Here is a 24,757-nt window from a genome sequence, read left to right on the forward strand (position 1 = left end):
TCCGCATGCGGCAGGTGACAGGGCTTCCGGTGCGTCACCCGGGCTGATGCTGGGTGGCTGTCCGCATGGTGCACAGCTTGGCGCCCGGGTTACGCCTGTGCCGTTGTGGCGCGATGATGAAGTTGCGGTGCGGCAGAGGTGACCGTGCCTACAGTCCTCTCACGTTTGCGGAGTCACCCGTGTACGAGACTGCGAGAGCCGCTCTGCAGGAGCTCGAGAACGATCAGGTCTTCGAGCGGGTGGCGCTGCATGTGCTGCGGGTCCGTTTTCCGCAACTGCGGATCACCAGCTCCACGGGGGATCTGGGCCGGGATGCGTTCGGCCGTCCCTTGTTCGGCGAGGACGACCAAGTGGTGCTGTGGGCGAGTCTGCAGCAGCGGTGGACCGACAAGCTGAAGTCCGAGCTGGTGAAGAACGCCAAGCACAGCCGACGGGCCAAAGCGATCTACGTGATGAACCGCTCGACCAACGAGATCACCAAGGAAAAGTGGAGACAGAAAGCACGCAAGGAGTACGGCGTTGAGGTAGAAATCGTCACTCTGGCGGAGCTGGTCACCGAACTGGAGACAGACAGCTTGCGGTGGGTGGCCGAGCTCGAGCTCGGTGTGCGTCCGCGGGCTCCGCGCAGGCTGTCGACGTGGGCGCAGTACATCGACGCCCTGTCCGTGTCGGTGCCAGGGATGACCGCGCCCTTGGTGGGACGCAAGGCGGAGATGCAGGCGCTCAGAGCGGCATTGGCTGACACGAATCCGGCAGCGCGGGTCGTGGTGGTGGAGGGTGCGGGCGGGGTCGGAAAAACCCGTCTGGCGATCGAGGCGTCGAAGTCGGTGTCGGCGGTGCTCGTCGCGCCCACGGGCGTGTCGTTGGATGCCGGCGCGTTCACGGAAGCACCGGTCGATGCTCCCCTGGTTGTTCTCATTGACGATGCCGACCGCGCCCCGGATCTGAGCGGTCTTCCCGCGCTCCTGCACGACGGCCGTTTCGACCGCGTGCGTCTTGTCCTGACGATGCGGCCCGGCCGTCACCTGGGGGTGCTGCAGCGCTGGAACATCGAACGCTGGGGCGGTGCTGTCGTCCCGCTTCGTTCCCTGGACAGAGGAGGCATCGACGCGCTTGTCACCGGGCGGGGAATCCTAAATCCGGCCTTCCGTGAAACCGTCATCAATCTGGCTCAGGGCAACCCGCTCATCGCTCATGCAGCCTGTGAAGCGGGGCTTGCCGCAAACCGGTTCGACTGGCCGAGCGCGGCCGATCTGCTGCGGGTCACCGTCGGGAGGCGTCTGCCGGCCGACGACCCCGCGCAGGAGCACCGGGCCGCGGCGGTGGCGCTGGCGGTGCTGGGCACGGTCACCAGTGGGGAGGATCTCGCCTTGCTGGCTGGTGCGGTGTCGACGCTTCCGCCGGAGCCGCACCGGTTGTCCGTCCTGCTGGATGAGCTGGCCGATGCCGGGCTGGCCGATTCTTCGCCGTACTCGGTGCGCCCTGCCCTGCTTGCCCCGGTTCTCCTCGCCGACGCGCTCGATCCTCACGCCCGGGTCCGGCTGGACGTGGACCGGGTGCTGCAAGCGGTGGCGGGAATGGCCGAGCTCGAGCTGAACGGGCAGCCCACGTCCGCTGGCCGGAACCTGGAATTCGAGGCGTCACGACTCGGTCCTCAACTGAACGTCCTGGCCCAGGCAGCACACGACCGGGCAGACCATGTCGTAGGTGCTCGGCTGGCTGCGGCTGTCCGCGCACTGCTGCCGTCCGAGGCGCATCTGGGCGAGTGGGCGGCTGTGGTCGGCCTGGCCGGTGAAGTGGCCGTGGCCGCCCCCACTATCTTCGCGGACCTGCACGAGACGCTGGTGAAGCGGTGGCCGCCAAATCCTGCACCCCGCTTGCTGGACGGCGGAGACCCGGTTGCCCACTACCGGTACGGTCTGCAGCACTTGGGCGAGCGGTTCGCTCAGCTCGCCCACCGCATCGGGCTCGATGCGGTACCCAGTCCGGTCAGCCTGCTGCTCGATGTGGCCTGGTTGATGGAACCGGCCCTCCACGTGGAAATCTCTGACCGGCGCGAGGGGGTTCTGCGTGCCATCGGGCAGTGGTGCTCCGCGCCGGCCAACGCCCTGCCGCAGCAAATTGACGCACTGTTCGAGCGGCGTCGCGAGGTCCTGCGGGTCATCGCCCGGTGGCACCGGGACCGGGCTGCCTACCCTCCGCAGGAGCTGGACGCCGGGGAGAGCGCCATCCGTGGCCCCCTCAGCCTGGCGCGCGTGCTTGTGGGAGCCCTCCAGCCGCTGCTACGCCTGACCGTGGAGAGCACTGGCGGCACACCCGAGTCAGCGAGCACCATCTCCCTGCACGCCGCTGTGCTGCCCGATCGCCCCGAAACCCTCACCCTGCTGCGCGAGGCCCTCACGCTGCTCGCCCCACTGCTGGACGAACCCACAATGCGCAGTGGTGAAGGCTTGCCCGTACTGCACACGCTCGTCTCCCTGCCCGGTCAGTTGCGTGGCGAAGGAGCGCGGCCGATGGCGTTCTCCGGCGTGCCCATGGCCAGCCATGCGGTCGCCGTATTGGACATCGCGGCGGGAGAGTTCACTGAACAGATCGCCGCGCGGTGGAACTCGCTTCCTTTGGCGGTGAGGCGCAGCGCAGCCCAGGCTGTGCTGGGACCTGATCCACGGCCCCATTCCCTTGCCGAAGCGGCCGAAGCCGGGGATGCGGTGGCAGCCGTGGCACTCACGGACACCCAACTTCGCCGTCTCCTTGTGCTGCAGCCGCTGCGCAGCCGCGCTCCCTGGCGTGAGGCGCTCGAAGACCAGCAGCGCGCCGCACAGCAACTGGGCAGCGAGATGGATCTACCGGAGGCGCTCCGGCTGCTGGAGGAGACCGGCCCGAATGTCACGGGCGTAGCAGTCAGCGCGCTTCCTGCCTTCACTCGGACGGTCGGAGCTTCGGCCCCGGATCCCCAGCCGGCGTTCGAGCGGATAGCCCAGGCGCCGATGGCCGGCGAAGATGCTCTGCTGGCGGGACTCGCACAGCGTCACCCCGATGCCGTGTGGTCCTGGATGGAGGAACGGGTGGGCGATCCGCGTCTGGCCGCTGCGGCGCTGTCCTTCGCCCACGAGCACCCAGCGCGCGAGCCCCGCCTGTTCGACTTGCTCCTGCAGGCCGCCTCCGCTGCCTCGGCGGCAGGGGGCGAGGGCGCGGCCCGCTTGGCGGGGAACCTGACGTGGCATTTGGTCGCGTGCAATCAGCCGCTCGCCCAACGCATGGCCGTCCTTGCCTTGCTCGCGGAGCAGTGCCCTGCCCCAGCTCTTCCCACCACGCTCGAGGTGATCGGTTTTTTGCTCCAGGAGGCGCGCAAAAGCAGCCTTCACATCGACACCGCCGTCGCCGCGAAGTACGCGGATGGGCTGCGCCGTCGGTTCAGCGAGTCCGATCAGATCGCCGCGACCGTCGACTTCGACGAGGACACGGCCTACGGCGCCGCCGAGATCGCCTCCTCTCTGCCGGAGGAGTTCGCCGCCGTCGCAGCCGAGCAACTGCTGGCCGCCGACGGCAGATCCGGCCTCCCGCTCGCCTGGAAGCGGTCACTTGAGAAGCTCCCTCCGTCGGCGCGCGAACGGCTCGTCATCGCCTTCCAACGGAGGATGGACGAAGCCCGCGCTGCGGCGGGAGTCAGTGCCCGTGTCGATCTGACGGCCGCTGGGGTTGTGACGGTGCTCGGCGACGGAACGACGGCCTGGGCCGACATCCTGCGGCAGTGGGCGTCCGGGGCACCAGCCCAGCGTCGGCAGGCCGCGGCCGCCGTCCAGCACTCATGGCAGGATCCGCTGTGGGCAGAGATCATCTCGGTGCTTCTGTCCGCAGGCGTCGATGCAGCCACTAAAGACGCCTTGCTGGCGGGTGTCGTCCTGCCCGGTATGACAACCGATCTTCCTGATGCACTTCAGCCTCGCCGGGAGGCATTGTCCCCGCTGCTCACAGACCCGACCGCTGCTGTCCGCGCTTTCGCCGCTGACGCCCTGCACAGCCTCGACGTCCTCGAAGAGGAAGAGCGTCGGCGGGAAGCCGACTTCGACCGCGGATACCGCACCTGAACCATCCTGGGTCGGTGCGGTCCTGCGTCCCGCCTGTAGCTGTCGCGCCCGCCGCTCCACCCTGCACTCCTCCAGGCGAACCACCGACCGCTAGAGCCCGCAGGGCGTGATCACTGCAGCGACCGAGAACTGGCCAGGACTCCTTCCGGATGCTCGTCGATCCAGGACAGGCCTCCCAGGTCAAGGCGTCGGCGGGTGCGGGTGACGGCGACGTAGGCAAGGCGGGCTTCGGCGTCGTCGACGGGGTCGGGAGCGGGCGCCGGTGTGCTTCCTGCCGGGTCGTCGGCGGTGTCGTTCGGGGAGCGGGCGAAGTCGTCGGCGATGAGGACGCTGGGCCATTCGCGTCCCTTGGCCTTGTGGGCGGTGGAGACGGTGACGTGCGCGTGCGGTTCGGGGGCGAGGTGGGTGATGGCGGCAAGGATGGCGTCGGTGCCGTGGGTGTCGACGAGGTTGACCAGGGGCTGCAGGTCGCGGCCGGCGGGGTCGTGGGCGGCGTAGTCCTGCAGGTCGCCCCAGCAGGGAAAGAGAAGCAGTTCGGGATGATGGGTGCGGCGGCCTTCTTTGAGGTCGCGGGCCGCGAGGGCCAGGGCGTGCAGGCTGTCCCCTCCCCCAGCCAGGGCGACGTGGCGTCCCGCTGCCATGTGGGCCATGACCTGGGCCATGGCGCCGACGTTGGTGCGGCACAGGACGGCGTCCGGCTGGGTGACGAGGCCGAGTTCGGTGGGTACGGCGGGGGTGCCGGTGAGGCGGATCGGCGCGTCGGCCAGGTGCAGCCAGCGGTTGGCTTCGGCGGCGAGGTCGGGGCCGAAGCGGAAGGACTGGGACAAGGCGAGCTGGGTGCCGTCGAAGCCGGTCATGATGTCCTTGGCGCCGCGCCAGTGGTAGATGGCCTGGGCGGAGTCGCCGACCATGACCAGCTGAGCGTGGTCGCGCTGGGCGAGGAAGATCTGTTCGACGACGGGGTTGGTGTCCTGGGCTTCGTCCAGCAGCAGGAAGTCGGCCTGGATGCGCGGCCGGGTCAGGGCCCAGATCTTCAGGTAGTGGTCGTGGTCGAAGCGGACGGCGCCGTCGGCGGGGTGCTGCAGGTCGGTCCACGCCTTGTGGGCGAATGGCACGATGTGGGCGGCGAGTTGGGTGTGGAGGTCGGTGTCTTCCAGTCCTCGGAGTCGGGGCACGTGATGGGGGGTGATGGCCTCGTCGGCGGTGTGGCAGAAGCGGGCGACGGTGCGCAGGGTGGCGTTGGAGAGGGCTCGTTGCGTCACCTTGCGGTCGCCGATACGGACGGCTTTGGTGATGCCGAGCATCTGTCCGGTCTGCCAGGCGGGGCGGCGGGGTGCGTTCAGACGGTGGGTGTAGCGGTGGCCGACGGCCGCGTAGGCCAGGGCGTGGGCGGTTTTGCACTGGACGGTGTCGGGGAAGCGGGTGCGGGCGTCCTGGGCGATGGCCCGGTTGTAGGCGAGGTAGCGGCCGCGACGTTTCGTGGTGCGGGCGAGCAGGGCCAGGGTCGTGGTCTTGCCCGTGCCGGCGCCAGCCTGCAGGGCAAGGTGCTGCCCGGCGTGGAAGGCGTCGGCCGCGGCGGTCTGTTCGTCGGTCGGGTTCATGCAGGGGCTGCTCCGGGGGTGCGGGTCAGGACGTGGCCGACGGCTGCCAGAAGGTGTGCAGGCGTGGTACTGGCGAGCAGTTGCTGCACGGCACGGTCGAGGCGGTCGGACTCATCGCTGGCGTGCTGGGCGAGCACCCGGTGCAGGGCCAGCTTCACGAAGAGTTCCGGGCTCTGCCCCGCTCCATGGGCAGCCTGGCGGATCGTGGCATGAACGGCGGGCGGGAAGGCGAGGTTGAGCAGGACCTGCCCTGCGGTGTCCGGGTAGTGGGTGGTGATCACGTCCACGGGAAGCCGTGCGGCGAGGCGTTGGCGCAGCCGGTGCGCGGCGCGGCCGGGGCTTTTGGCGCGTACGAGGGTCATGAGGCGGGTGGTGTCGTGGTTGGTGGCGAGCGGCAGCACGTGGACGGCTTCGCGGAGTTCGGCTGAGCTCACAGGGCGGGTCAGGACGACTTCCAGGGCGTGGTGCGGCATCGTCATCGCTCTCTGCTGTCGTGTGCCGGTGGACAGAGCAGATCGGTACGCAGGTGCTCGGCGTGCAGAACGGGATCAAAGACCTGCCATCCGGCCAGTGCCAGATCGGCGGTGCCGTGGGGCACGGCGTGCGCGGAGCAGCGCTGGATGCGCCAGCGCCGTTGTTCGGCGTGAGGCAGCCGGCTGAGGTCGTAGACGGCCACCGTCTGTTCGGGCAGGGCAAGTTGGCCGCGCCGGGGGCCGACAGGCAGCAGGCCCCAGGATCCGGCCGGGCCGTCCGGGGCGAGGACGGGGCGGGGGCAGCGGTGGCGGTGGTTCGTCTGGGCTACGCAGCGGACGGCCTCCACGGGGCCGTCGGCGAGGTAGAGGCACAGCAGCATCCGTACGACCGGACGGTCGGGGCAGGCGGTGTCGGTGGGCGCTGTTGTGGTGGGGCAAGCCGTGAGCATGAAGGCGCCGGTGTCGATCAGGCGACGGGTCCGTACAGCGAGTTGGCGGCGCACGGACTCAAGAGGCCGGTTGATCCGGCAGACGGGGGTGCGCTGCGGGCAGAGCACGGCGTGCGGAATGCGGCACCAGGTACGGCCGTCGTCGTGCGGGTGGGCGATGCCGGAGCTCAGGTGCCAGCGGCAGGGCGCGGGGACCTGGGCGGTGGCGAGTTCGGCGGGATGCAGGGCGATGGGCCGACCGTCCGTACGCGGGTAGAGGTCGATGCGGTTGCCGCATTGGTGGCAGCGGCTGCTCTGGCCGGCGCGCAGCAGGCGGCTGGGGCTGGTGGCGGCCACCCGCAGCGAACGGCGCACCGGTGCGGTGCGGGGGCTGCCGTCCCAGTGGCAGCCGGTGGGGGCGGTGTTGGGGCGCATGGCGAGACCGTGCCAGGCGAGGCGGGCCGGGGCCGGGGCCGGCGGGCGGACAGTCCCCCGGCCGGCCCAGCAGTATCGAACAGTGACGCGGTTCAGCGAGTGTGCGTTCTATGCGTGCTCGCCGGTTCGGGTGATTTGTGCCGCGCCGCAGGCCTGGCGCGACCGGAGTCAGGCGCCCAAGGATCCGGGCGGGGTGTGGCCTTCGCAGAGCGAGCCGAGCAGCTGCTCGATGGGGACGTCGAAGGCGTGCGCGAGAGCATGCCAGGTGGTGACGGTGCCGGCGGCTCGGCCGTGTTCGAGGTCGATCAGCGTGCGCCGGGCCAGGCCGCTGCGGCCGGCGAGTTCATCGAAGGTCCACCCGCGCTCATTCCTCAACCGTGCCAGCGTCACACGCAGGGCGTCGCGGTCCGGGTCGGGCGGCAAGATCGTCACCCCACCATCCGACGGTGCAGACACCTGCCCTGTCAGTGCGGATTTCTGCACTATCAGTGCAGGTGAGCGCACCGGGCACCCGCTTCTGCGCGAGTGCAGGAATCTGCACTACGGTGCGGGCGGCTCCCGTACGCGTCCCGGGAGACCACCGCAACGACGCCGGCGCAGACCAGAGCGGAGGGACAACGAGCCGATGCGGCTTGCCAGCACACACGCCACGGTGCAGCGCATCTGGACAGTGCACCTGCGCCCGCAGACGGGCGGACCGGCCCTGGCCTGCCCCCGCTGCGCGCACAGCCCCGTCCTGCAGGCCGTCTCCGCACGTTCAGTCGCCCTCACTCATCTGGCCCGCCACGCCCGCGCCGACGCGCTGCCCGGGCATCTGCGCACCTGCCAGTGCCGGGCGCTGGGCTGCCGCTGGCACCCCCGCCACCGCGGCTGCGCGGGGCCCGTTCTGCTCGCCCTGACCTGCGACAGCGGCGGCCGTACCTGGCGGCTGGCCGATGCCTGCGCCGCCTGCGCGGCGGCGATGAGCCGCACCGCCGTCGTGCCGCCCACCCTGCTCCGCGCCGACCGCGCCCAGCCGCACTCCAGCACGTCGCGCTCTGCGCGCATCGCACCGCCCTTCGGCCCGGCAGAGCAGCAACGCGTACGCGAAATGCTCACCTACCTCGCCACAGCGCTGCCGCGCTTCTCCTCCCCCGCGTCCCGGCTGCTCGCCCTGCAGTGCGCGCTGCGCGCTGACCACCACGGGCGGATCCGCCTGCCCCACGGCTTCCTGCGCGGCATGCGGCTGCACGGCCGCGTAGAACTGTGGCTGGAGCTGGAACACGCCGGCTGGCTGCACCGCTCCGGACGAAGATGCTCTCCCGTCCAGGCGCAGTTGCTCGATGCCGCCGTCCTCCACCAGACTCCCGAACGCACCGCGCGCGTCCGCGCCGCCCAATGGGCGCTGCGCCCCGCCCCGCTGGCTCTCTCGGCCGCCCTGCCCTCCGCTCTGCGGCTGGCCGCACTGGCCCTGGCCGCCCACAGCACCGCCAGGGCGGGCGGGGGTGAGCTCGATGCTCTCGCCCGCCAGTGCGGGCAGTCCCCTCAGCAGCTGGAGGACCTCCTCGACCAGTTGATCCGCGCCCGTCTCGTGACCGCCTGGCGCCTCCATCACGACGGTGACGAGGTGCGATGGGAGCTGCCTGAGCACTCCTGATCGGCGCAGAAACCGTCCAGCGAGCCGAAGTCGGCTTCGTGGCAGGCGAGTTCAGCAGCCGAGCCGCCGCGCAGGATGCCGACCGGGCACCGCCCGGTGACCCTTCATTGTCGCCGCCTTGTTCACCCTTTCAGGTGTATCCGGCGGGCGGGAAAGTTCTCGCGGCGCGAAGCGGAGCAGCATGGGCATGCCGGGCTGCGGCAGCAGTCATCGCCGAAAGAGGCAGGGGCGGGTGAACAGGTGACGGGAGCTTGGCTGTCCGGCTCCCGCCAGCCCGTGCCCGTGCGGGGGCAGTCGACGGCGGGCGGTTTCGTGGGCTGGCCGGTGCAGGTCAGGGACTGGGCCCGAAGGGGCTGCCGACTGGACAGGTATGCGGGACCCTGCGGCGGCACGGCAAGGGATGTGCGGCATGAATGCGGAGGAGGGCCCCGGTGGCCTGATGGAAGGCGAGGCCGTGCCGAAAGCGGGGCAGGGCGTCGTGGCTCTGTACCGCGAGCCGTACGGACCAGTGCGCCTGTGCAGCGCGGCCGGGCTTCGGGACGTGGCACTGGAGGAGTTCGGGCCGGTGAGCGAGCCGGTGCCCTACCGGGGCCGCAAGGGCATCATCACCTACTGGCCGGTGGCGACGCGGGAGCAGACCGTGGTGTGCGGCAGCCTGCGGCAGTGGCGGCTGGCGATAGAGCTGGACTTCGAGCCGGCCTGGGCGGCGTTCAGCGCTGGCCCGGTGGAACTGCGGTGGCGGGCGGGAGGCCGCCTTCGCCGCTGGCGCCCCGACTTCGTGGCGCGCACGGCCGAGGGCGAGCGTGAGGTGCTGGCACTGAAGCCGCCCCGGCAGGAGAGCCTGCCCGCGGTGAGACTCGAGGTGCTTCAGGAGGTGGCGCAGGCGGCCGGATGGCGGGTGCGGCAGGTGCGTGAGGTGTCGGGGCTGCGCGTACGCAATCTCGGTTGGCTGGCTGGCTACCGGTTTCCCGCGGGCGACGAGGAGGACCAAGGGCGGGCGCTGCTGGAGGCGTTCAGGCAGCCGACGGGCCTGCGGGCAGGGGTGGCGGCGAGCGGGCTGGACGAGCTGACAGGGCTGGACCTCGCCTACCGGATGCTCTGGCAGCGGCGGCTGCTGTTCGACATCGCACAGCCGCTGCTGCCCGATGCCGCAGCTTGGGCGGCCTGAGGACTGAACAGGGGGGCGCATGGCGGGATCGGGTGAGGGCCGACTTGCGGGGTCGCTGTCCATCGGGGCGCGGGTGCGCTGGCAAGAGCGCGAGTGGGAGGTGGTGGCATGGCAGGGGTCACAGGTCACACTGCTGCCGCAGGACAGCGAGGAGGCACCGCGTGCGGTGTCGTACCGGTGGCTGGTGGGCTCGGACGACTTCGCTGTCCTCAGCGGCGGCGGGGCACCGGACACGGACGGGGCGGCTCTTAACGGGTGGGGGCGTCAGGAGGGCCGGGAGGAGGAGGCCGCGCTGTGGCAGGCGCGCATGGTGGAGATCGATACCGGTCTGGCGCCGGGCGGCAGCGAGCATGCGCGGGGATTCGGGCCGGAAACGACGTTGGCTCAGCGGTGTGCCGCGATGGCTGCGCGGCTGGCTACCGAAGGCGTCCCCTATTCCGCCCATACCCTCGCCGCCAAGCGGCGCAAGTGGAAAGCGGCCGGGGAGAACCCGGTCGTCCTGCTGCCTCGGCCGCGTGAGGGACGGCCGGGGGGCTTCACCGACCCGCGGTGTCTGACGGCCATGCAGGAGGTGGTGGCCCGGCGTGCACACGCGTCGGACGTGACCATCGACGTGATCCGCGAAGAGGTCGAGGATCTCCTGCACGCCCGCTACGGCAAGGAACTCGGCGATCCGGCTGCCGTGGCGGCCCTGCTGCCCTCTCGGTCCACCTTCTACCTGCGGATGAAGGAGTCCGGTCTCGCTGATGCCCTGGACCGGCCGACGCGGGCCCGGGCAGCCCTCGCCTCAACCCCGCCGCTGCCTCATGGTGGGCGTGAGGTCGTACTGCGGCCGGGACAGGTGACTCAGGTCGACACCACGCCGTTGCGGGTCCTGGCCCGCGGCGACGACGGCCGGCCCACCGCCACGGAGATGTCCTCCCTGATCGACGTGGCCAGTCACAGCATGTGCGCGCTGATGATCACACCCAGCCGTCCCCGGGACGCGGAGAGCGGCCGGCCCGGGCAAGCGACCCGGGCGATCGACCTGACCCTGATGCTGGCTCAGGCTTTCGCGCCCTGGCCGGTGATGCCCGGCTGGGACCCGCTGAGCGCGGCCGCCACCTCCAGCCTGCCGTTCGGGGCACTGCGTGCGGCGGACGAACGGTTCACGGAGGCCACCGCCGCCCGTCCGGTGATCCGCCCCGAACTGATCATCTACGACCAGGGCAGCCCCTACGTGAGCGAGCACTTCACCGAGGTCTGCGACCGGCTGCACATCGCCCGCCGCCCGGCGCGCAAGAGGACCGCGCCCGACAAGCCGCTCATCGAGCGATTCTTCATCACCCTCGCGCACCGCTTCAGCCAGCACGTACTGCATGGCTGGCAGGGCCGCAGCCATAAAAAACGCGGCCGCGGCATCGAGCGGATGCCGCTGTACACGATCGCCGAACTCCAGCAGATGGCCCAGGAATGGGTGGCACTGGAGTACCAGCAGACCCCCGATGCGGGACTGTGCGATCCCTTCCGGCCGGGAATCGCGCTGTCACCCAACGACATGTACGCCGTCCAGGTGGCCCGCAGCGGCTACCGGGCCGTGCCGCTCTCCCCCGCCCAAAACCGCTTCTTCCTGCTGTCGCAGTGGGTCACCCCCGGCAAGGGCGGCTTCATGATCGACTATCGGACCTATCAGCCCGTCGCGCAGGACGCCGGACACTATCGGGAGATTCTCCTGCGCGGCGGCTCGAAGCTTCCCGGCGCAGAGGGCAAGTGGGAGTGCCGCTTCAACCCCTACCGTCCCGAGCGGGTGTGGCTCTACGACCATACGGCGGGCACCTGGGTGACGTGCGACTTCCGGCTGCGGCACCTGCTCACCGACCCGTGGACCGCGGACATGTGGCAGGAGCACGCCGAACGGCACCGTGCGGCCGGCGGCAGCGAGCGGGACGAAGAGGCGATCGCCCTGTCCCTGGCGCAGCGCAACCGGCGCCGCCGCAGCCACAGACCGCCGCCCAGGCGTACCGGGCCCGAACCCCCCTTCCAGGGGCTGGAGTTGGAGACCGAGCAGCCGCCCCAGGACCCCTACGCGGATTTGGAGGAGTTCGACCTGTCGACGCTGCGGCCCTACCCGGCGCTGCCCATCTCCCCGATGGCACCCCCCTCTGCGTCCGCCCCGCCGTCGCTGCCCGCAGGCGACGGGGAGCCGACTTCGGACAGCCGGCAGGCTCTGCATCCGCTGGCAGCACTCTTCCCTGACGACGGCGACGGCAGCGGGCCGCAGACCCTCACGGCCGAAGTACCGGCAGTTGTAGACGAGGTCGTCGAGGCCGAGCTCCTCGACGACCCCGATCCGGACGACGACGGCGAGGACGACGTATGGGAGATGTAGGCGACCTGGGGCAGGGGCCGTGAACGACGCAGCCGCAGGCCGGCCCCTATGGGGGCGGACGCGTTCTCCGGCCCGGGGCTGGTCTGCCGGTGTCGAGGCAGGAACCGTGATGAGGGAGAAGCGTGATGAAGGCATCCGTCGAACTGCGTGACAAACGTGAAGCCCGCCTGCTTCAGCAGCTGAGGGACACCCCGATGCGGCCTCTGCCGCTGTTCCAGCTCACCGGCTGGACCCACTTCGTCGACGAGGAGGTGAACCCGCCTGTCCTGGCGTCGGGCAGCACTCCCACCGAGGACAGGAAGACGGATGAACAGGCCATCGCCTACCACCGGCACCTGCGGATGGTGCCCACCGACGCGATGACGCACATGCAGAAGACAGTCGTCGAAGCGGTCCACCGCAACAGCGGGGGCCGTGAGGGCCTGATGGACCATGTCATCGACGGGCCCGCGGGCACCGGCAAGACCTGCCTGCTGCGGGCGATCGGACGCACCGCCCAGCAGGAGATCGAAACCGCCACGAACGGCAGGCAGCCCAACACGATCCCGGTGGTGCACATCACCACCCCCGCGGACCCGGAGCTGAAGGTGAACTGGATCTGGGAGATCGGCTCCTACCTGGGTCTCAACCCCGAGCCGAAGAGCCTCACGGAAGTCCTGGAGATGCGCAGGCACCAGGACGTGACCCTGCCGGTCAACTACGTCCTGGAGACGGCGCAGACCCGCCTGCTGCTCCTCGACGACATCGACCGCGCCTCGCCGCAGCAACTGGCCAACGTACTGCCCTACTTCGACTACCTGCGCGACAAGCTGGGCATCTCGCTCATCTTCTGTGGCACCGGTGCCAGCCACCTCCTGCACCAGGCCCGCATCATGGCCCAGGACCTGACCCGAGTCAGCGCGGAGAACCGGGTACGGCTCGAGCAGGCGGGCCGCCCGGCGGATCCCGTCTCGCCCTCCCCCACCGCACTGCTGCCCGTGACCTGGCTGCACCCCTTGCCCCTGGGCACCAAGATCAAGGAGCAGGAGGTATTCCGGCGCGTACTGGCGAGCTTCGAGGCGGACTTGAGCCTGTACCGGCTCGAGGAAAACGCCCTCAGCAAGCACGCCGCCCAACTGCACCAGCTCACCGGCGGCTACTTCAAAGCCCTCACCTACGTCATCTCCACCGCCGCCGTCATCGCGATCCACAGCGGCAGCGAGAACATCACCGAGAAAGAGCTCAAAGCCGCGACAGCCCAGCTCTGCCCCTGGCAACCAGCCGCAAACCAGCCGTGAAGCCGGGCCGACCTCGCCCCCTGAAACGAGCCATGGCGGGCAGCGGGCCGTTCGTCTCGTGTCATGAACTACCCGGTGGATCCGGTTTCGCCGCCGCCCGCACGAGCGCCGTCTGCCGGCACGTTGGCGTAATCGACCCCGGGAAAGAGCCGGATGCGGCTCTCATCGACGCGGACTCTGGCTGGCCGCGGAGCGTCGTCCGAGAGGCGGCACAGCACGTCCGCTTCGCGGCGGCCGTCCCTGGTGGTGTGCCAGGACCGCAGCTGGCCGAAGCGGCGTTTCCCGTCTGCGGTCTCCACGAGCACGAGCGGGTCCGGTGCGCGTCCCGGCCCCTCGGTGACCTGGGCAAAAAAGCCTTCCTGGCGCAGCCGGGTGCACAGGTCCACCAGTGAGGATGCCTGGGCGCTTCCCAGTTCCATGCCGATCTCGAAGTGCTCTTGAAGACCAAGGGAGGACAGGTTCGCGCTGCCGAAGTAGCCGGTGGCGCGGTCGGCGACCACGAACTTGGCGTGCATGATGCCGGGGTTGGCCCCGGTCCACCAGTACAAGGACGTTCTTCCGTAGTCGGCGCAGTCTTTGACGAGGTCGGTCAGGGGTTGGGCCCGGCTGCTCGGGTCGTGGGCGTAGAAGTGGACGGCGACTTGGCGCTCGGCGACGGCGGGCAGCAGGACCTCGCGCAGTAGGTCGCAGCCGTGGCGGTTCCAGAAGGGGCCGCCGATGTGGAGTTCGCTGTTGGCTCCGGCGATGACGTCCTGGACTAGCAGGTCCAGGCGTCGGACGGGGGGCGCTACGAGGTGGGCGGCGGCTCGGGGGGTGGTGAACACCAGGGGGCGCTCGGATGGTGGTGCTGCGGGCGGTGGGTCAAGGCCGTCCAGGACGTCCAGGAGCACCTGGAGTTGGGAGAGGCGGGCAGGGACGAGCCCTGCGTGCCGGCCTGAGCCCAGTAGGCCGCACTCGGCGGCGAGCTGGCGTACGGCGGTAGCATGATCGTCTGCGACCCCGTGGACGCGGAGGGCGTCAAGGGTGTCGGCTCTGGCGATCTCCCGTGTCCATTCGGCGGCTGCCGCGTAGCTGCCCGCGAGGCGCTCCAGGAGCTGGGCGAGCGGGACCAGCGGTCGCAGTTCGTCGGTCATGTGTGGCTCGAGGCGGCGGTGTGGCGGAGGAACTCTGCGGCGAGGCCCCGGTCGAGGTCGTCGTTGAACAGCTGGCAGCCGAAGGTGAGGTAGACGCAGCGTTCGCAGCATCGTGGTGAGGACTGATGGCACAGCGGGTCGTTCTCGCAGCTGAGCACGGAGTCGGCGGTGCTCTCCAGCCAGCTGAGCACGCGGTTGCTGAGCAGGGTCCACAGTGATCCGAGGGTGAATTCACGGACGTTGTCGGCGTAGATGGCGACGGTGAGTGCCTTCGTGACGACCCATTCGGCGAGCGTGTTCTCGGCCAGTCCTACTTGGCCGTCGTCCAGGGAGCGAAGCAGGAGGTGGCCGAGGGTGTGGATGACCGTGTGCACGGTTGCTGCCGCGCGGGCGGCTTCCGGGTCGTCCTGGTCCGTGAACAGTTCCAGCAGCCGCCGGCGGGCCGCCGATTCGTCTTCGGCCACCCCGGCGGTGAGTCCTTTGGCGTTCAGGAATGACAGGACGGAACGTGCGGAGAAGGTGACCAGGAGGGCTTCGGTGTCTGATGCTGCGACGTAGACCGGGTACTTTCCGTCGTGGTGGTACTTGTTGTGGAAGCCGGTCAGGACGCCCCGTTCGGGCTCGTGCTCTTCTCTGGTGTAGCCGAAGGCGACTCGGGCTACGGGGAACTCCCAGGTGACGGCGATCTCTGCGATCCCCAGGGTGCGGGCCTGCTCGCGGGCGCGTTCCGTGGTCTGCTGGGCCAGCCGGTCCTGGAGCTCGGCGAAGCGTGCACACTGGTCGTCGAGGGTAATGCGCTGGATCTGGGCGGGGTCGAAGACGGCTGCGCGTTCCACGAAGGGGCGGTCTGCACCGAGCAGCTCCCACCGCGCGTTGTCGGCGTCCGTACTGGGCAGAGCAGCCAGGCCGCTCTCCTCGGGGCCCATCATTCTGCGGATCTGCTCGATTGCCTCCTCCCCCATGTTGATCTGGCGCAGTTGTTGTTCTTTTTGCTGCCATTCCCGCGGGGACAGGCGTGGCACCGTGACGGTCTGGGCGGCGTCGCCGAGGCCCTGGGCCGTGGAGTCGATCAGGTTGAGGTAGTGGGCGGCCGCGATCCGGCCGCGCTGGGGGTGGCGTTGGTACTGCCGGAACTCGGAGTTGTCGATGTTGACGAGTTGGAGGGCGTGGACCTGGTAGGCGCGGGTGTCGTTGAACGTCCTTGCCCGCATCATGGCTCGGCCGGCGGCGTCCTTCCATTCGCAGCCGCAGGGGGACTGCGAGGTGCCCTGGAGCTTCGCGCCGCCGCAGCCTGGGCCGACGCAGCGCCAGAGGGCGGTGACGAAGCTTCCCGTGTTCTCAAACACGATGTGGTCGTAGCCGTGCGCGGGAACACGGCACTTGGGCACGTACATGGGGCGGATGCGTCCGCAGTTGTGCGCGTTGAAGTACGGGAGTTGCCGCAGCGGTGCGCTGCAGGTGCGGCACCGGGGGTCGGCCGCGAGTTGCTGGGCCTTCGCGTAGGTGCGCACGCGGCGGCAGGAGCGGCGGACGCATTCGAGGACGAGCGGGAACACCTCGAAGCGGACGAGGTCGGGACTGACCAGGACGAAATTCTGCCGCAGTCGGCCCTGCGGCACGGGCAGGGCGGCTCTGGCGTCTTCGCTCCAGCGCTCCAGGTAGCGGGAGATTTCGTCATAGATGACGTCTTCGTTGAGTTTTTTGACCACGTCCCCGTCGACTGCCTGGACCCTGCCTCGCAGCCGCTGTTCGTGGCGGAAGACCGCACCGGGCAGGAAGGCGGTCATGGCCTGGCTACGGCTGCGGTTCATCCTCGCCCCCCTTGCTGTCGGCAGTGTTGGTGGCGAGCGCATTGAAGGCGTCCTGGCTGCTGGTCAGTGACTGGAACGCTGTGCTCTTGTCGATGTCGCGGAAGCTGGTGAGCGGCTGTTGGAGGAACAGGTAGGCGGTGCGCTTTTCCTCTGCGCCCTTGTTGAGGTTGGGGCGTTCCTCCTGCCGCCAGGTGTCCATGATCCGCGCAACGAGGTCGTTCTCCAGGCCGCGCCCGTTGACGCCCTCCACACGCTCGCGGTAGCAGGCTGGGATGCGTCGTTCCAGCCAGGGGTCGAGAAGTGGTCGTTGGGCGCTCCACCAGCGCTTGAAGTCTTTGGAGTAGTCGGCTCCTTCCGGTGGTGGCTTCAGCGCGGGGTCACGGGCGGCGTCGTGAAGCAGCGCCAGCACGATGCCAGGCAGGGTGCGTCGCGCTGCGAAGTAGGCGTACTTGTTGACGGGCACGGGGGTGACCATGCGGTCGAGCAGGCGGTGGTAACTCAGGAAGTTGGAGAACATGGAGCGTTCGCGGCGCGAGACGGGATCGTAGACGGTGACGACGAGGCCTGCGTGGGTCCGCCCGGCCCGGGCGGTGACCTGGATGTAGTCGGCGGCGGTCGGCGGCATGCCGGCCAGGACCAGGAGGTTGAGACGCTCGAGGTCTACCCCGTGGCTGAGCACGCTGGTGCCGACCAGGGCGCGAAGCCGCTCCCCTCGCGGGGTATCCAGGTGCTCGCGTTGGACCCGGGCGATGGCCGCGGCGAGGTCGGGGACCGGGACTTCGCCGGTGAGCACCGCGTGCTCGACGCGGTCGAGTCCGGCGTGCTGCAGGTCGTCGGAGAGCTGGCCGAGCTCCTCGTCGAGCTGGGTGCCGTGCTGCTTGCTGTTCACATAGGCCAAGGAGACCTCGTACGGGAAGAGGAGCCGTGGGAGGTCCGAGTCGGGTAGCCCGTGCAGGGCGAGGCGCTCGCGCAGGGCCTTGGGCTCCTCCTGGAGCCGGGCGATCTCGGTGAGGAGCTCGCCCTGCACGATCGCGGCGACGTCGGCTTTGCGGCGCTTGTGCGGGAGCACGCCGATGTGAACGCGCCGGAAGTCGGGCCGGGTGGTGGTGTAGAAGCTCTCGCCGAGTGTCCATCCCGGTGCGGGGAAGGCGCGGGGACGGCGGCCGTAGAGCTGGCGGAGCTGGTCCTGGTACTGCTCGATGGTGGCGGAGGCGCCCAGTATCTTGCTGGGCAGGCCGCTGCCTGCTCCTGACTGGAGTTCGGCGATCATGCCTTCGTAGTGTGCGTTGAACGCGCCGAGCTCCTCCTTGAGGAGGTGCATCTCGTCCTGCACTGTCAGTGCCGGTACCGGGTCCTTGATCGGGCGGGCCGGCGGGTAGCCCTGGCTCGGCGCGGTGCAGTGGCTCGGCCCGGCCAGGCAGGCTCCAAAACGCGGGAAGGAGAAGTAGCCGTGCTCGGCGCAGCGGTGTCTCGGTCCGTGCTGGAACGCGGTGAACTCGGGGAACCAGCTGTGCCCAGTGAGTTTGTCGACTGTGGAGATGACGATCGCGGGCAGGGTGCGATAGACCTCGACGTCGCTCACGTGCAGGGGCAGGATCCGCTTGCATGCGGCGCACTCGTGGTGCAGACGGACCGCGTCGGTGTCCAGGCGCAGCCCTACGCTGTCGCGCTCGCAGTAGGGGCAGGTGATCACGAGCCGGTCGCGCAGGTGGTCTTCGGCGAAGGTCCCCGTCCGGGTGGCGGCGGCCTCGGTCTCCCAGCCGCGCCACCAGCCCCGCTCCCAGTGGAGGTCGTTGGGGCTGCCCGCCCCGCCGGCCAGGTAGCCGAGCGCGAAGGGGTCGTCGTGGAGGGATCCGATCCCGCGCTCGGCGCGGAGTTCTTCGGCGGCGATCAGCATGCGCAGGGTGCGGTCGAGTTGCTGCACGCTGAGCATGCGCAGCGGGAAGCGCAGCCAGGCGGTGACCCCTGCGTGTTTTCCTCGCAGCCGGTCGTAGAACAGGGCCGTGAGGATCAGTCCCAGGTACGCCTCGGTCTTCCCGCCGCCTGCGGGGAACCACAGTACGTCGGTGTGGTCGAGTTCAGCGCGCAGGTCTGCCCGCTGGGGGTGTTCGCGCACGGCGAGTGCCGGCAGGTGGGAGACGATGTAGACCAGCTGGAAGAGACGCCAACTGTCGTATGGGCGGCCGTCGTTGACGCGGGCGAAGACCTCGTTGGCGAGCTGGAAGGCGCGCTTGAGGTCCGGGTCCATGTCCAGGCACTCGCGGCCGAGGCCGAACCGCCTGGCCTCGTCGTCGAACTGGGCGCGGTCGGCTTCGATGGCCTTGTGGTGCGGCAATTGCTCAGCAGCACGGCAGGCTGTGGCGAACTCCCGGGCGTAGCGGGCCATCGCGACCTCGACGGAGTCCAGGATCGGGGCTGGGTCGTCGGCGAGCTCGCGCCACCGCGGGTGCCGCACCCCGGCTTGGCGAGGCACGACGGTGCGTTGGACGTGGACGGGCAGGGTCTCGGTCCGCAGGCCGACGCCGTGGGGAACTGCTGCGCAGCCGGTGCCGCGACCGATCACCTCCGCCAGTTCCTCCAGGCGGTAGTCACGTGGGGCGAGGTGGAAGCGCTGAGGCACGATGCTGATGCCGTCCCCGGGCAGGACCGCGAAGCGGCAGTCGTACACGGAGAGGTCCTGCCAGTCGCTCTGCGCCGTGTCGCTCTGGTTGTGCAGGGAGACGCGTATGAGGTGGTCGCCGCAGTCCAGGGCCTGGGCGTGCGCGGACAGCACCAGCTGGGGTGCGCAAGGGGCCGCGTCGCGGTCCAGCAGTGCCGCGACGTGGTGGTGGAATGCCTCCTCGTCGGCCATGGCCTCCGCGGGGAGCACGTTGCGCCTGCGCCGACCCTGACGACCCTGCGGCCCAGCGGTGAGCGGGCGACGGGCCTCGGGGCGGGCGAAGTGCGCGTCCACCGCGCGGCGGACCGCCCGGTCCAGCACCTGCTGGGCCTCGCTGAGCGCGTGCGGATCGAGGTCGCCTTCCCCGAGCGGCACTTCAATCACCAGGTCCGGCACGTGAACGTCGTGGCGGCGCCAGACGCCCAGCAGCTCTCCCGGCCGGGCCTGTGCGCCGGAGGGGCCTTCGTCGCCGCGCAGGTACTCCATGTGTTCGGCGTAGCTGGCGATGTCTTCCAGGTAGAGCGCGAATCGGCAGTGGACGGCGAGCTGCGCGGTCCTGCGGCCGGGGATGGTGCGCACCCGGAAGTCGAGTGCCAGGACCGGGGGCGCTTGTGTGCCGCGCAGGGATTCGACGGGCCGACGGATCGGGTCGGCCGTCGCCTCGTCTGGTGCCGGGGGTTGTGGCGGCGGGACCGCGACGGCGGGCAGCACTCCGACGACCACGTGGTCGCGTGGTGTCCACGGGGGTTTGTGCGGGGCGCCGCTGCGGTCGGCGAGCCTGTCGGCGAGGACCTGCGTCAGGTGGTCGATCAGCACCGTCTCCCGCTGGTTGTCCACAGCGCTGTCGGGGTGCAGCGCCAGCGGGTTGTTGCTGGCATCGTTCACGGCGCCTCCTGTGGTGAGCTGCTTGCGCTGCGGGGGCCTGGCACGCGGCCCAGGACGGCCGCGGACACGCTCTTCTGGCCGCCGACGCGGCGGACGACGACCAGGTCGAACTCCTCGAGGACCTCCGAGACGTCGATCCCGGAGCACAGTGTCTTCAGCTGGCGAAGCGCAGGGCCTTCCGTGCCCCGCTCGGCCTCGGTCATCGCCGCCGCCGCGGTGTGGCCCAGCGCCCGGTGTAAGCGGCGTAGTTCCTCCGCCATGCGGGCCAGGCGCTGCCAGGTGCCCCCTGCGGTCAGGCGGGTGTCCCGGGCCAGCAGGGCAACCCGGTGGATGTCTTGCGGGTCCTCCGGGGCGATGACGCTGCCGTCGGCCCATTTGCTCACCGCCTGCCATGACGAGACCTCGCTCCCGAGGTTCTTCAGGGCGGTGAGTACGTTTGGCCACGACCCTCGTTGCTCGTACACGGTGGTGATGGCCTGGCGGAAGAAGCCGATCACCGTGTCCATGGCGGTCACTTCGGCGCTGTCGTGCATCACCATGACGAGCCGGTCGTGGAGTCTGGACTGCCCGTCGCCTCGTGCGCGGAGGAGCCGGCTGCCGGGGGTGAGCGCGGTCACGGGCACCCTGGCGTAGCGCTGGCCGATGAGGACGTCGACCTGCTCGTCGCTGCGCAGCCAGAGCACCGCCCCTTCGGGCTCGGTGAGCACGGCCGTGGCCGGCACCGGCCCATCCGCCGCCGCTGTGGCACCGCGGCCGGGGCCCGCCGGGGTGCTGATCGTCCCGGCCGGGGCGTCGTAGTCCTCGAAGAGCGCCGAGAGGTCGAGGGCAAGCCGGCTGTCGTGCTGGGGCGGCTCTTCCGGTGCGGAGGACGGTCCGGAGAGGTCGACGGGGCCGTACGCGACGGGCAACGGGGGCGTCGTCGGCTCCGGTACCTCGCCCAGCCTCAGCACCGCGGCGGTCTGGCGTACCTGCTCGTGCCAGTCTTGCAGCGCGCGGCCGGATGAACGCTCCAGCCACGTGTACTCGCTCTGCTCCACCACGGCGACGTGTTCATCGGCAGCACCGGAGAACAGCACGCCGGTGCGCAAGGTCGAGGGGACACCGAGGTGAAGCTCGAACCTCGGCGAGGCGTCCCAAGCCAGGCGTTCCGTATAGGGCATCACGTGCAGCGCACCGGCTCTCCCGCCGGCGGCGGGCCCGGGCCGGGGGGCGAGCAGCAGGGAGTCGGCATCACCGCCGAGTGCGTCTGCCAGCTCCTCGGCGACAGCCGCGGCGGCCGAGCGGGAGCGGGTGCGGACGAGAACGGGGACGCCTGCCCGATCGGCCCGCGCCCAATCGATCAGCGCAAGCAGCAGGTCCCAGCGCGGATTGCCGTCGTACAGCAGTTCATACAAGTCCAGCACGGCGCGCCGGAGGTCGGGCCATTGGGTCTCGCGGAACAGCCCCCACGGCCCGGCGCGGCCCTCCAATGTCCCGCGGGACACCGAGCGGGCCAGCGCCCGTGCGCCGCTGCCGCGCCCCATCAGCACCTGCCAGGCGTCTTGCCTCCCGATCGAGCCCCAGCTGGACCACAGCAGGTTGAGCAGACGCACAGCGTCGGCGATCGGCTGTGGCCAGGGCTCCAACGTGTGGACACGCCGTGCTGCGACCACACCCATCACGACCGTCCGGTACAGCTCGGCGAGCTGCTCGTGGCGGTATACCGCCGCGCTTGGTGCGGCTGCCGGGCGGTGGGCGAGGAGGGCGTTGCTGGTCAGGGGGCCGTATGCGGGGCGGTGCCCGAGAGTGTGCCGCACGTCGGTGCGCAGCGCGGGAGTCCACGGCCACTGCGTCCAGGCCCGGCTGCTGCCCGGCTGGGTGCCCAGGTCGGCCACGGCCACGACGCGGGCGGCGTCGTGCTCACTCGCCCAGGCCAACGCGCGTTCCCAGGACTGGTCGTTGGCCATGCTGGTGCGGTCGATGACGACAGTGCCGACGCTGGTCCCCAGCGAGGGCCTGCCGAGCGCGGTGTTGAGGTAGAACAGCCCCGAGGGCGAGTCGACAGCTCTGGTGATCTTTCCTTGGAGGTCGACGACCCGCCCGTCACCGCGGATTCTCTGCATGCGCAGGGCTCGCGAGAGGTTCTGCCTGCCGATCGCCAGCTGTGCCAGCCGTACGGTGACGTTGGTGCGCAGTCCGACGATCACCACCGGTCCGTCAGGGACCGGGCAAGGTGATCCGCCGGTCAGCTCTGCCCCGCGCCGTATGAGCTGGAGGTAGATCCCGATCAGCACGGCCATGTCGTGGCGCCCGCGCGGGAGGCTCAGGTACACGCTGCGTTGATCACTCGATAATGCGTGGGACAACAGGGTCAGGGTGGCGCGGTCCAGCGGGCCGAGATCGACGGTGCGGCCGCGGTCCGTCATGCGAAGGGCCTGCACTCGCTCGAAGAAGTCGGCCGGGTCTGCGTCGGGAGGGACGAGACAGTCCAGATACGTCACGCGCGCCATCACCCACCTGGTATCCCCCCACTACCTGCCGTTACAGTAACGCACGTTGACAGGCCGTCACCTGCTCCTGGCCCAATCCGAGGGCGGTGGATCCGGGTTCGGACCACCGGGGGCGTACACATGAACGAGAAGCCAGGGGCGGGCCTCCCCCCGGTCTCACTCCTCGAGGCCGGGCCGGCGCCAGTGGAGTGGAGCCGGATCGCCGAGCACGAGTCGTGGCGCAAGGAGGTGCACCGGCCCGCGACCTACGTGCACAAGTGGTGGGCGAGGCGCCTGGGCAGCGTCGCACGCCACTTACTGTTGGCTGCCGTGTCCGGGCCGGACGACTCCGTTGCCGACGCCGCGGCCAGGCTGCGGGGGCTCGTCGTCTATGACCCCTTCGCCGGATCAGGCACCACCCTTGTCGAGGCGGCCAAACTCGGGGCCGCCGTCGTCGGCCGCGACATCAACCCCGTCGCGACGCTCACCCAGCGGCAGGCGCTGCAGCCATGGAATCTCGAGGTGCTCGCGGACCTCTTCGGGCAGGTCGTCAGGAAGTGCGCCCGCCCCGTCCAGGAACTGCACCGCACCGCCTCCAACGAACCGGTCCTGCACTACTTCTGGGTGGCCCTCGCGTACTGCCCGGAGTGCGGCGAGGACGTGGAGCTCTTCACCACCCGGGTCTTCGCCCGCCATGCCTACCCGCGCAGGCACCCGCGCGCCCAGGCCATATGCCCGGGCTGCCGGGGCATCTGCGTCACCGACCTGAGCAAGGACGAGAGCGGGCACTGCCCCGCCTGCGGCATCACCTTCCCGTTCCAAGGAGCCGCCCGCGGAAGGTTCATGACGTGCCGTCACGGGCACCGCACCCCTGTCATCGCCGCGCTGAACGGCGCCGTCCCGGAACGGCGCATGTACGCGAAGCTGGTGCTGCGCGCCGACGGCATCCGTGAGTACCGGGCGATCGACGACTTCGACCTCTGCCTGTACGACAAGGCGGCGAAGTCCCTCGCCGACACATCCCCCGATGAGCTCGTACGCCCGCTCGGCGCGCTGGAGGAAGGCGTCAGCACCATCCAGGCGCTGCGCTGGGGGTACGACTCCTGGGAGCGGTTCTTCAACGAGCGCCAGCGTTACAGCCTCGGACTGATCGGCGCGGCGCTGCGCGATCTGCCCGGGGCGTCCGCGGAACGCGAGGCGCTCATCGCATCGTTCGGCAGAACCGTCGAACACCACAACCTGTTCTGCTCCTACAAGGGAGAGGGTACCGGTCCGATCCGCTCGGTCTTCCACAACCACGTACTGCGACCGGAGCGGTGCAGCGTCGAAGGAGACCCCTGGGGTGCCCAGGGGGGATCGGCCGGGTTCTCCGGGGTGCTCACCCGGCTGCACAAAGCGGCCCAGTACAAGAGCACCCCGCTGGACTTCAAGGCCGAGGCCGACCGGATCCTCGCCGTCGACCAGTCCTCGCTGCCCATCGCCCGCCCCCTGAGCACGACGTGGCAGCAGTTCGTGCGGAATCCCGCAACGGCCTACACCACCACCGGCGACGCCTCGCGAACGGATCTCCCCGACAACAGCGTGGACCTCATCGTCACCGACCCCCCCTACGTCGACAACGTCCACTACTCGGAACTGGCCGACTTCTTCCACGCCTGGCTCAGCGCCATGCGCCCCTACCAGGGCTACCCAGACATGCCCAGCACCCGGGCCGTCCAAGAAGTACAGAACGCCGCCCCTGATGGATTCCAAGCCACCGCAGCCCGCGTCTGGCGCGAGTGCCGACGCGTCCTCAAGCCCGGCGGCTGCCTCCTGTTCAGCTTCCACCAGTCGCAGACCACGGGCTGGTGCGCTCTGATGCGGTCGCTGTCCGACGCCGGCTTCACCGTTACCACCACCCGCGCCGTGGTCGCCGAAGTGGCGACCAGTCTCTCCAAGACCGCAGCGGCGGAGCCCAACCGCATCGACGTCATCGTGCTGTGCCGGGACGCTGACGACACGTCTGCCGGGGCAGCCCCCGACCTCGACCAGGCCGCCACGCAGGCGCTGTCGGAAATCCAGGACCTCAGGGAAGCCGGACTGCGGGTGGGCCCCGGCGACGTCCGCACCGCAGTACGCGCCGCAGTCCTCGCAACAGGAACACGCCAGGCGACCGCCGACTGGGAAACCCTGCAAGCAGAAGCAGACCAACGAGCCACAGCGGCGGTAGCGGAATTCAACATCACCTGACTTCTGCGGGACCGGTGCCAGCCGCCTCCTGCACCAAGGCCACATTTTGACCCGGGCCTTGACCCGGACCAACCAGGAGAACCGGGTACGGCCCCGCC

At 70.0% G+C, this 24,757-nt stretch carries 14 protein-coding genes; 6 read left to right on the plus strand and 8 right to left on the minus strand.

Going from position 1 to position 24,757, the window contains the following annotated elements; all coding sequences use genetic code 11:
* Nucleotides 1-179 precede the first annotated feature (179 nt).
* Nucleotides 180-4,088, plus strand: a complete 3,909-nt coding sequence (locus ACIBN2_RS43580; RefSeq protein WP_399143328.1) for a hypothetical protein — start codon at nt 180-182, stop codon at nt 4,086-4,088.
* Nucleotides 4,089-4,198: 110 nt separating this feature from the next.
* Here the strand turns inward: ACIBN2_RS43580 and ACIBN2_RS43585 are convergent, their stop codons facing one another.
* From ACIBN2_RS43585 to ACIBN2_RS43600, 4 genes are all read right to left on the minus strand, one after another.
* Nucleotides 4,199-5,689 (minus strand): UvrD-helicase domain-containing protein, encoded by a 1,491-nt coding sequence (locus ACIBN2_RS43585; protein WP_399143330.1) that lies wholly within the window; start codon nt 5,687-5,689, stop codon nt 4,199-4,201.
* Nucleotides 5,686-6,168, minus strand: a complete 483-nt coding sequence (locus ACIBN2_RS43590; RefSeq protein ID WP_399143332.1) for a hypothetical protein — start codon at nt 6,166-6,168, stop codon at nt 5,686-5,688. The genes ACIBN2_RS43585 and ACIBN2_RS43590 overlap by 4 nt, the downstream gene beginning before the upstream one ends.
* Nucleotides 6,165-7,025 (minus strand): DUF6083 domain-containing protein, encoded by an 861-nt coding sequence (locus ACIBN2_RS43595; protein ID WP_399143334.1) that lies wholly within the window; start codon nt 7,023-7,025, stop codon nt 6,165-6,167. Before ACIBN2_RS43595 ends, ACIBN2_RS43590 begins: the two co-directional genes overlap by 4 nt.
* A 168-nt stretch (nt 7,026-7,193) precedes the next feature.
* Nucleotides 7,194-7,457: a helix-turn-helix transcriptional regulator gene (locus tag ACIBN2_RS43600; RefSeq protein ID WP_399143336.1), complete on the minus strand. Its 264-nt coding sequence runs from the start codon at nt 7,455-7,457 to the stop codon at nt 7,194-7,196.
* A gap of 193 nt (nt 7,458-7,650) precedes the next feature.
* Between ACIBN2_RS43600 and ACIBN2_RS43605 the strand changes: the two genes are divergently transcribed.
* The 4 genes from ACIBN2_RS43605 (at nt 7,651) to ACIBN2_RS43620 (ending at nt 13,474) form a co-directional block, all read left to right on the plus strand.
* Nucleotides 7,651-8,661, plus strand: a complete 1,011-nt coding sequence (locus ACIBN2_RS43605; RefSeq protein ID WP_399143338.1) for a hypothetical protein — start codon at nt 7,651-7,653, stop codon at nt 8,659-8,661.
* Between the two features lie 409 nt (nt 8,662-9,070).
* Nucleotides 9,071-9,829, plus strand: coding sequence for a TnsA-like heteromeric transposase endonuclease subunit (locus ACIBN2_RS43610; RefSeq protein WP_399143339.1), 759 nt, complete (start codon nt 9,071-9,073; stop codon nt 9,827-9,829).
* A 19-nt stretch (nt 9,830-9,848) separates the two neighbouring features.
* Nucleotides 9,849-12,197 (plus strand): transposase, encoded by a 2,349-nt coding sequence (locus ACIBN2_RS43615; RefSeq protein ID WP_399143341.1) that lies wholly within the window; start codon nt 9,849-9,851, stop codon nt 12,195-12,197.
* A gap of 125 nt (nt 12,198-12,322) precedes the next feature.
* Nucleotides 12,323-13,474, plus strand: a complete 1,152-nt coding sequence (locus tag ACIBN2_RS43620; RefSeq protein ID WP_399143343.1) for an AAA family ATPase — start codon at nt 12,323-12,325, stop codon at nt 13,472-13,474.
* A 68-nt stretch (nt 13,475-13,542) separates the two neighbouring features.
* On the opposite strand, the gene ACIBN2_RS43625 is transcribed toward ACIBN2_RS43620, so the two are convergent.
* Genes ACIBN2_RS43625 through ACIBN2_RS43640 form a run of 4 tightly spaced genes read right to left on the minus strand, consistent with a single transcriptional unit; the run spans nt 13,543 to nt 22,451 of the window.
* On the minus strand, nt 13,543-14,607 hold the full coding sequence (locus ACIBN2_RS43625; protein ID WP_399143345.1) for a phospholipase D-like domain-containing protein: 1,065 nt from the start codon (nt 14,605-14,607) through the stop codon (nt 13,543-13,545).
* Nucleotides 14,604-16,418: a hypothetical protein gene (locus tag ACIBN2_RS43630; protein WP_399143346.1), complete on the minus strand. Its 1,815-nt coding sequence runs from the start codon at nt 16,416-16,418 to the stop codon at nt 14,604-14,606. The genes ACIBN2_RS43625 and ACIBN2_RS43630 overlap by 4 nt, the downstream gene beginning before the upstream one ends.
* Nucleotides 16,402-19,962: a helicase-related protein gene (locus ACIBN2_RS43635; protein WP_399143347.1), complete on the minus strand. Its 3,561-nt coding sequence runs from the start codon at nt 19,960-19,962 to the stop codon at nt 16,402-16,404. Before ACIBN2_RS43635 ends, ACIBN2_RS43630 begins: the two co-directional genes overlap by 17 nt.
* Entirely contained in the window at nt 19,959-22,451 is a 2,493-nt protein-coding gene (locus ACIBN2_RS43640; RefSeq protein WP_399143348.1) for a hypothetical protein, read from the minus strand. The genes ACIBN2_RS43635 and ACIBN2_RS43640 overlap by 4 nt, the downstream gene beginning before the upstream one ends.
* A 120-nt stretch (nt 22,452-22,571) precedes the next feature.
* Between ACIBN2_RS43640 and ACIBN2_RS43645 the strand changes: the two genes are divergently transcribed.
* On the plus strand, nt 22,572-24,659 hold the full coding sequence (locus ACIBN2_RS43645) for a DNA methyltransferase (RefSeq protein WP_399143349.1): 2,088 nt from the start codon (nt 22,572-22,574) through the stop codon (nt 24,657-24,659).
* The last annotated feature ends 98 nt before the right edge of the window (nt 24,660-24,757 follow it).

The organism is Streptomyces sp. NPDC050534 (assembly GCF_044457745.1).
Taxonomy (GTDB): Bacteria; Actinomycetota; Actinomycetes; order Streptomycetales; family Streptomycetaceae; genus Streptomyces.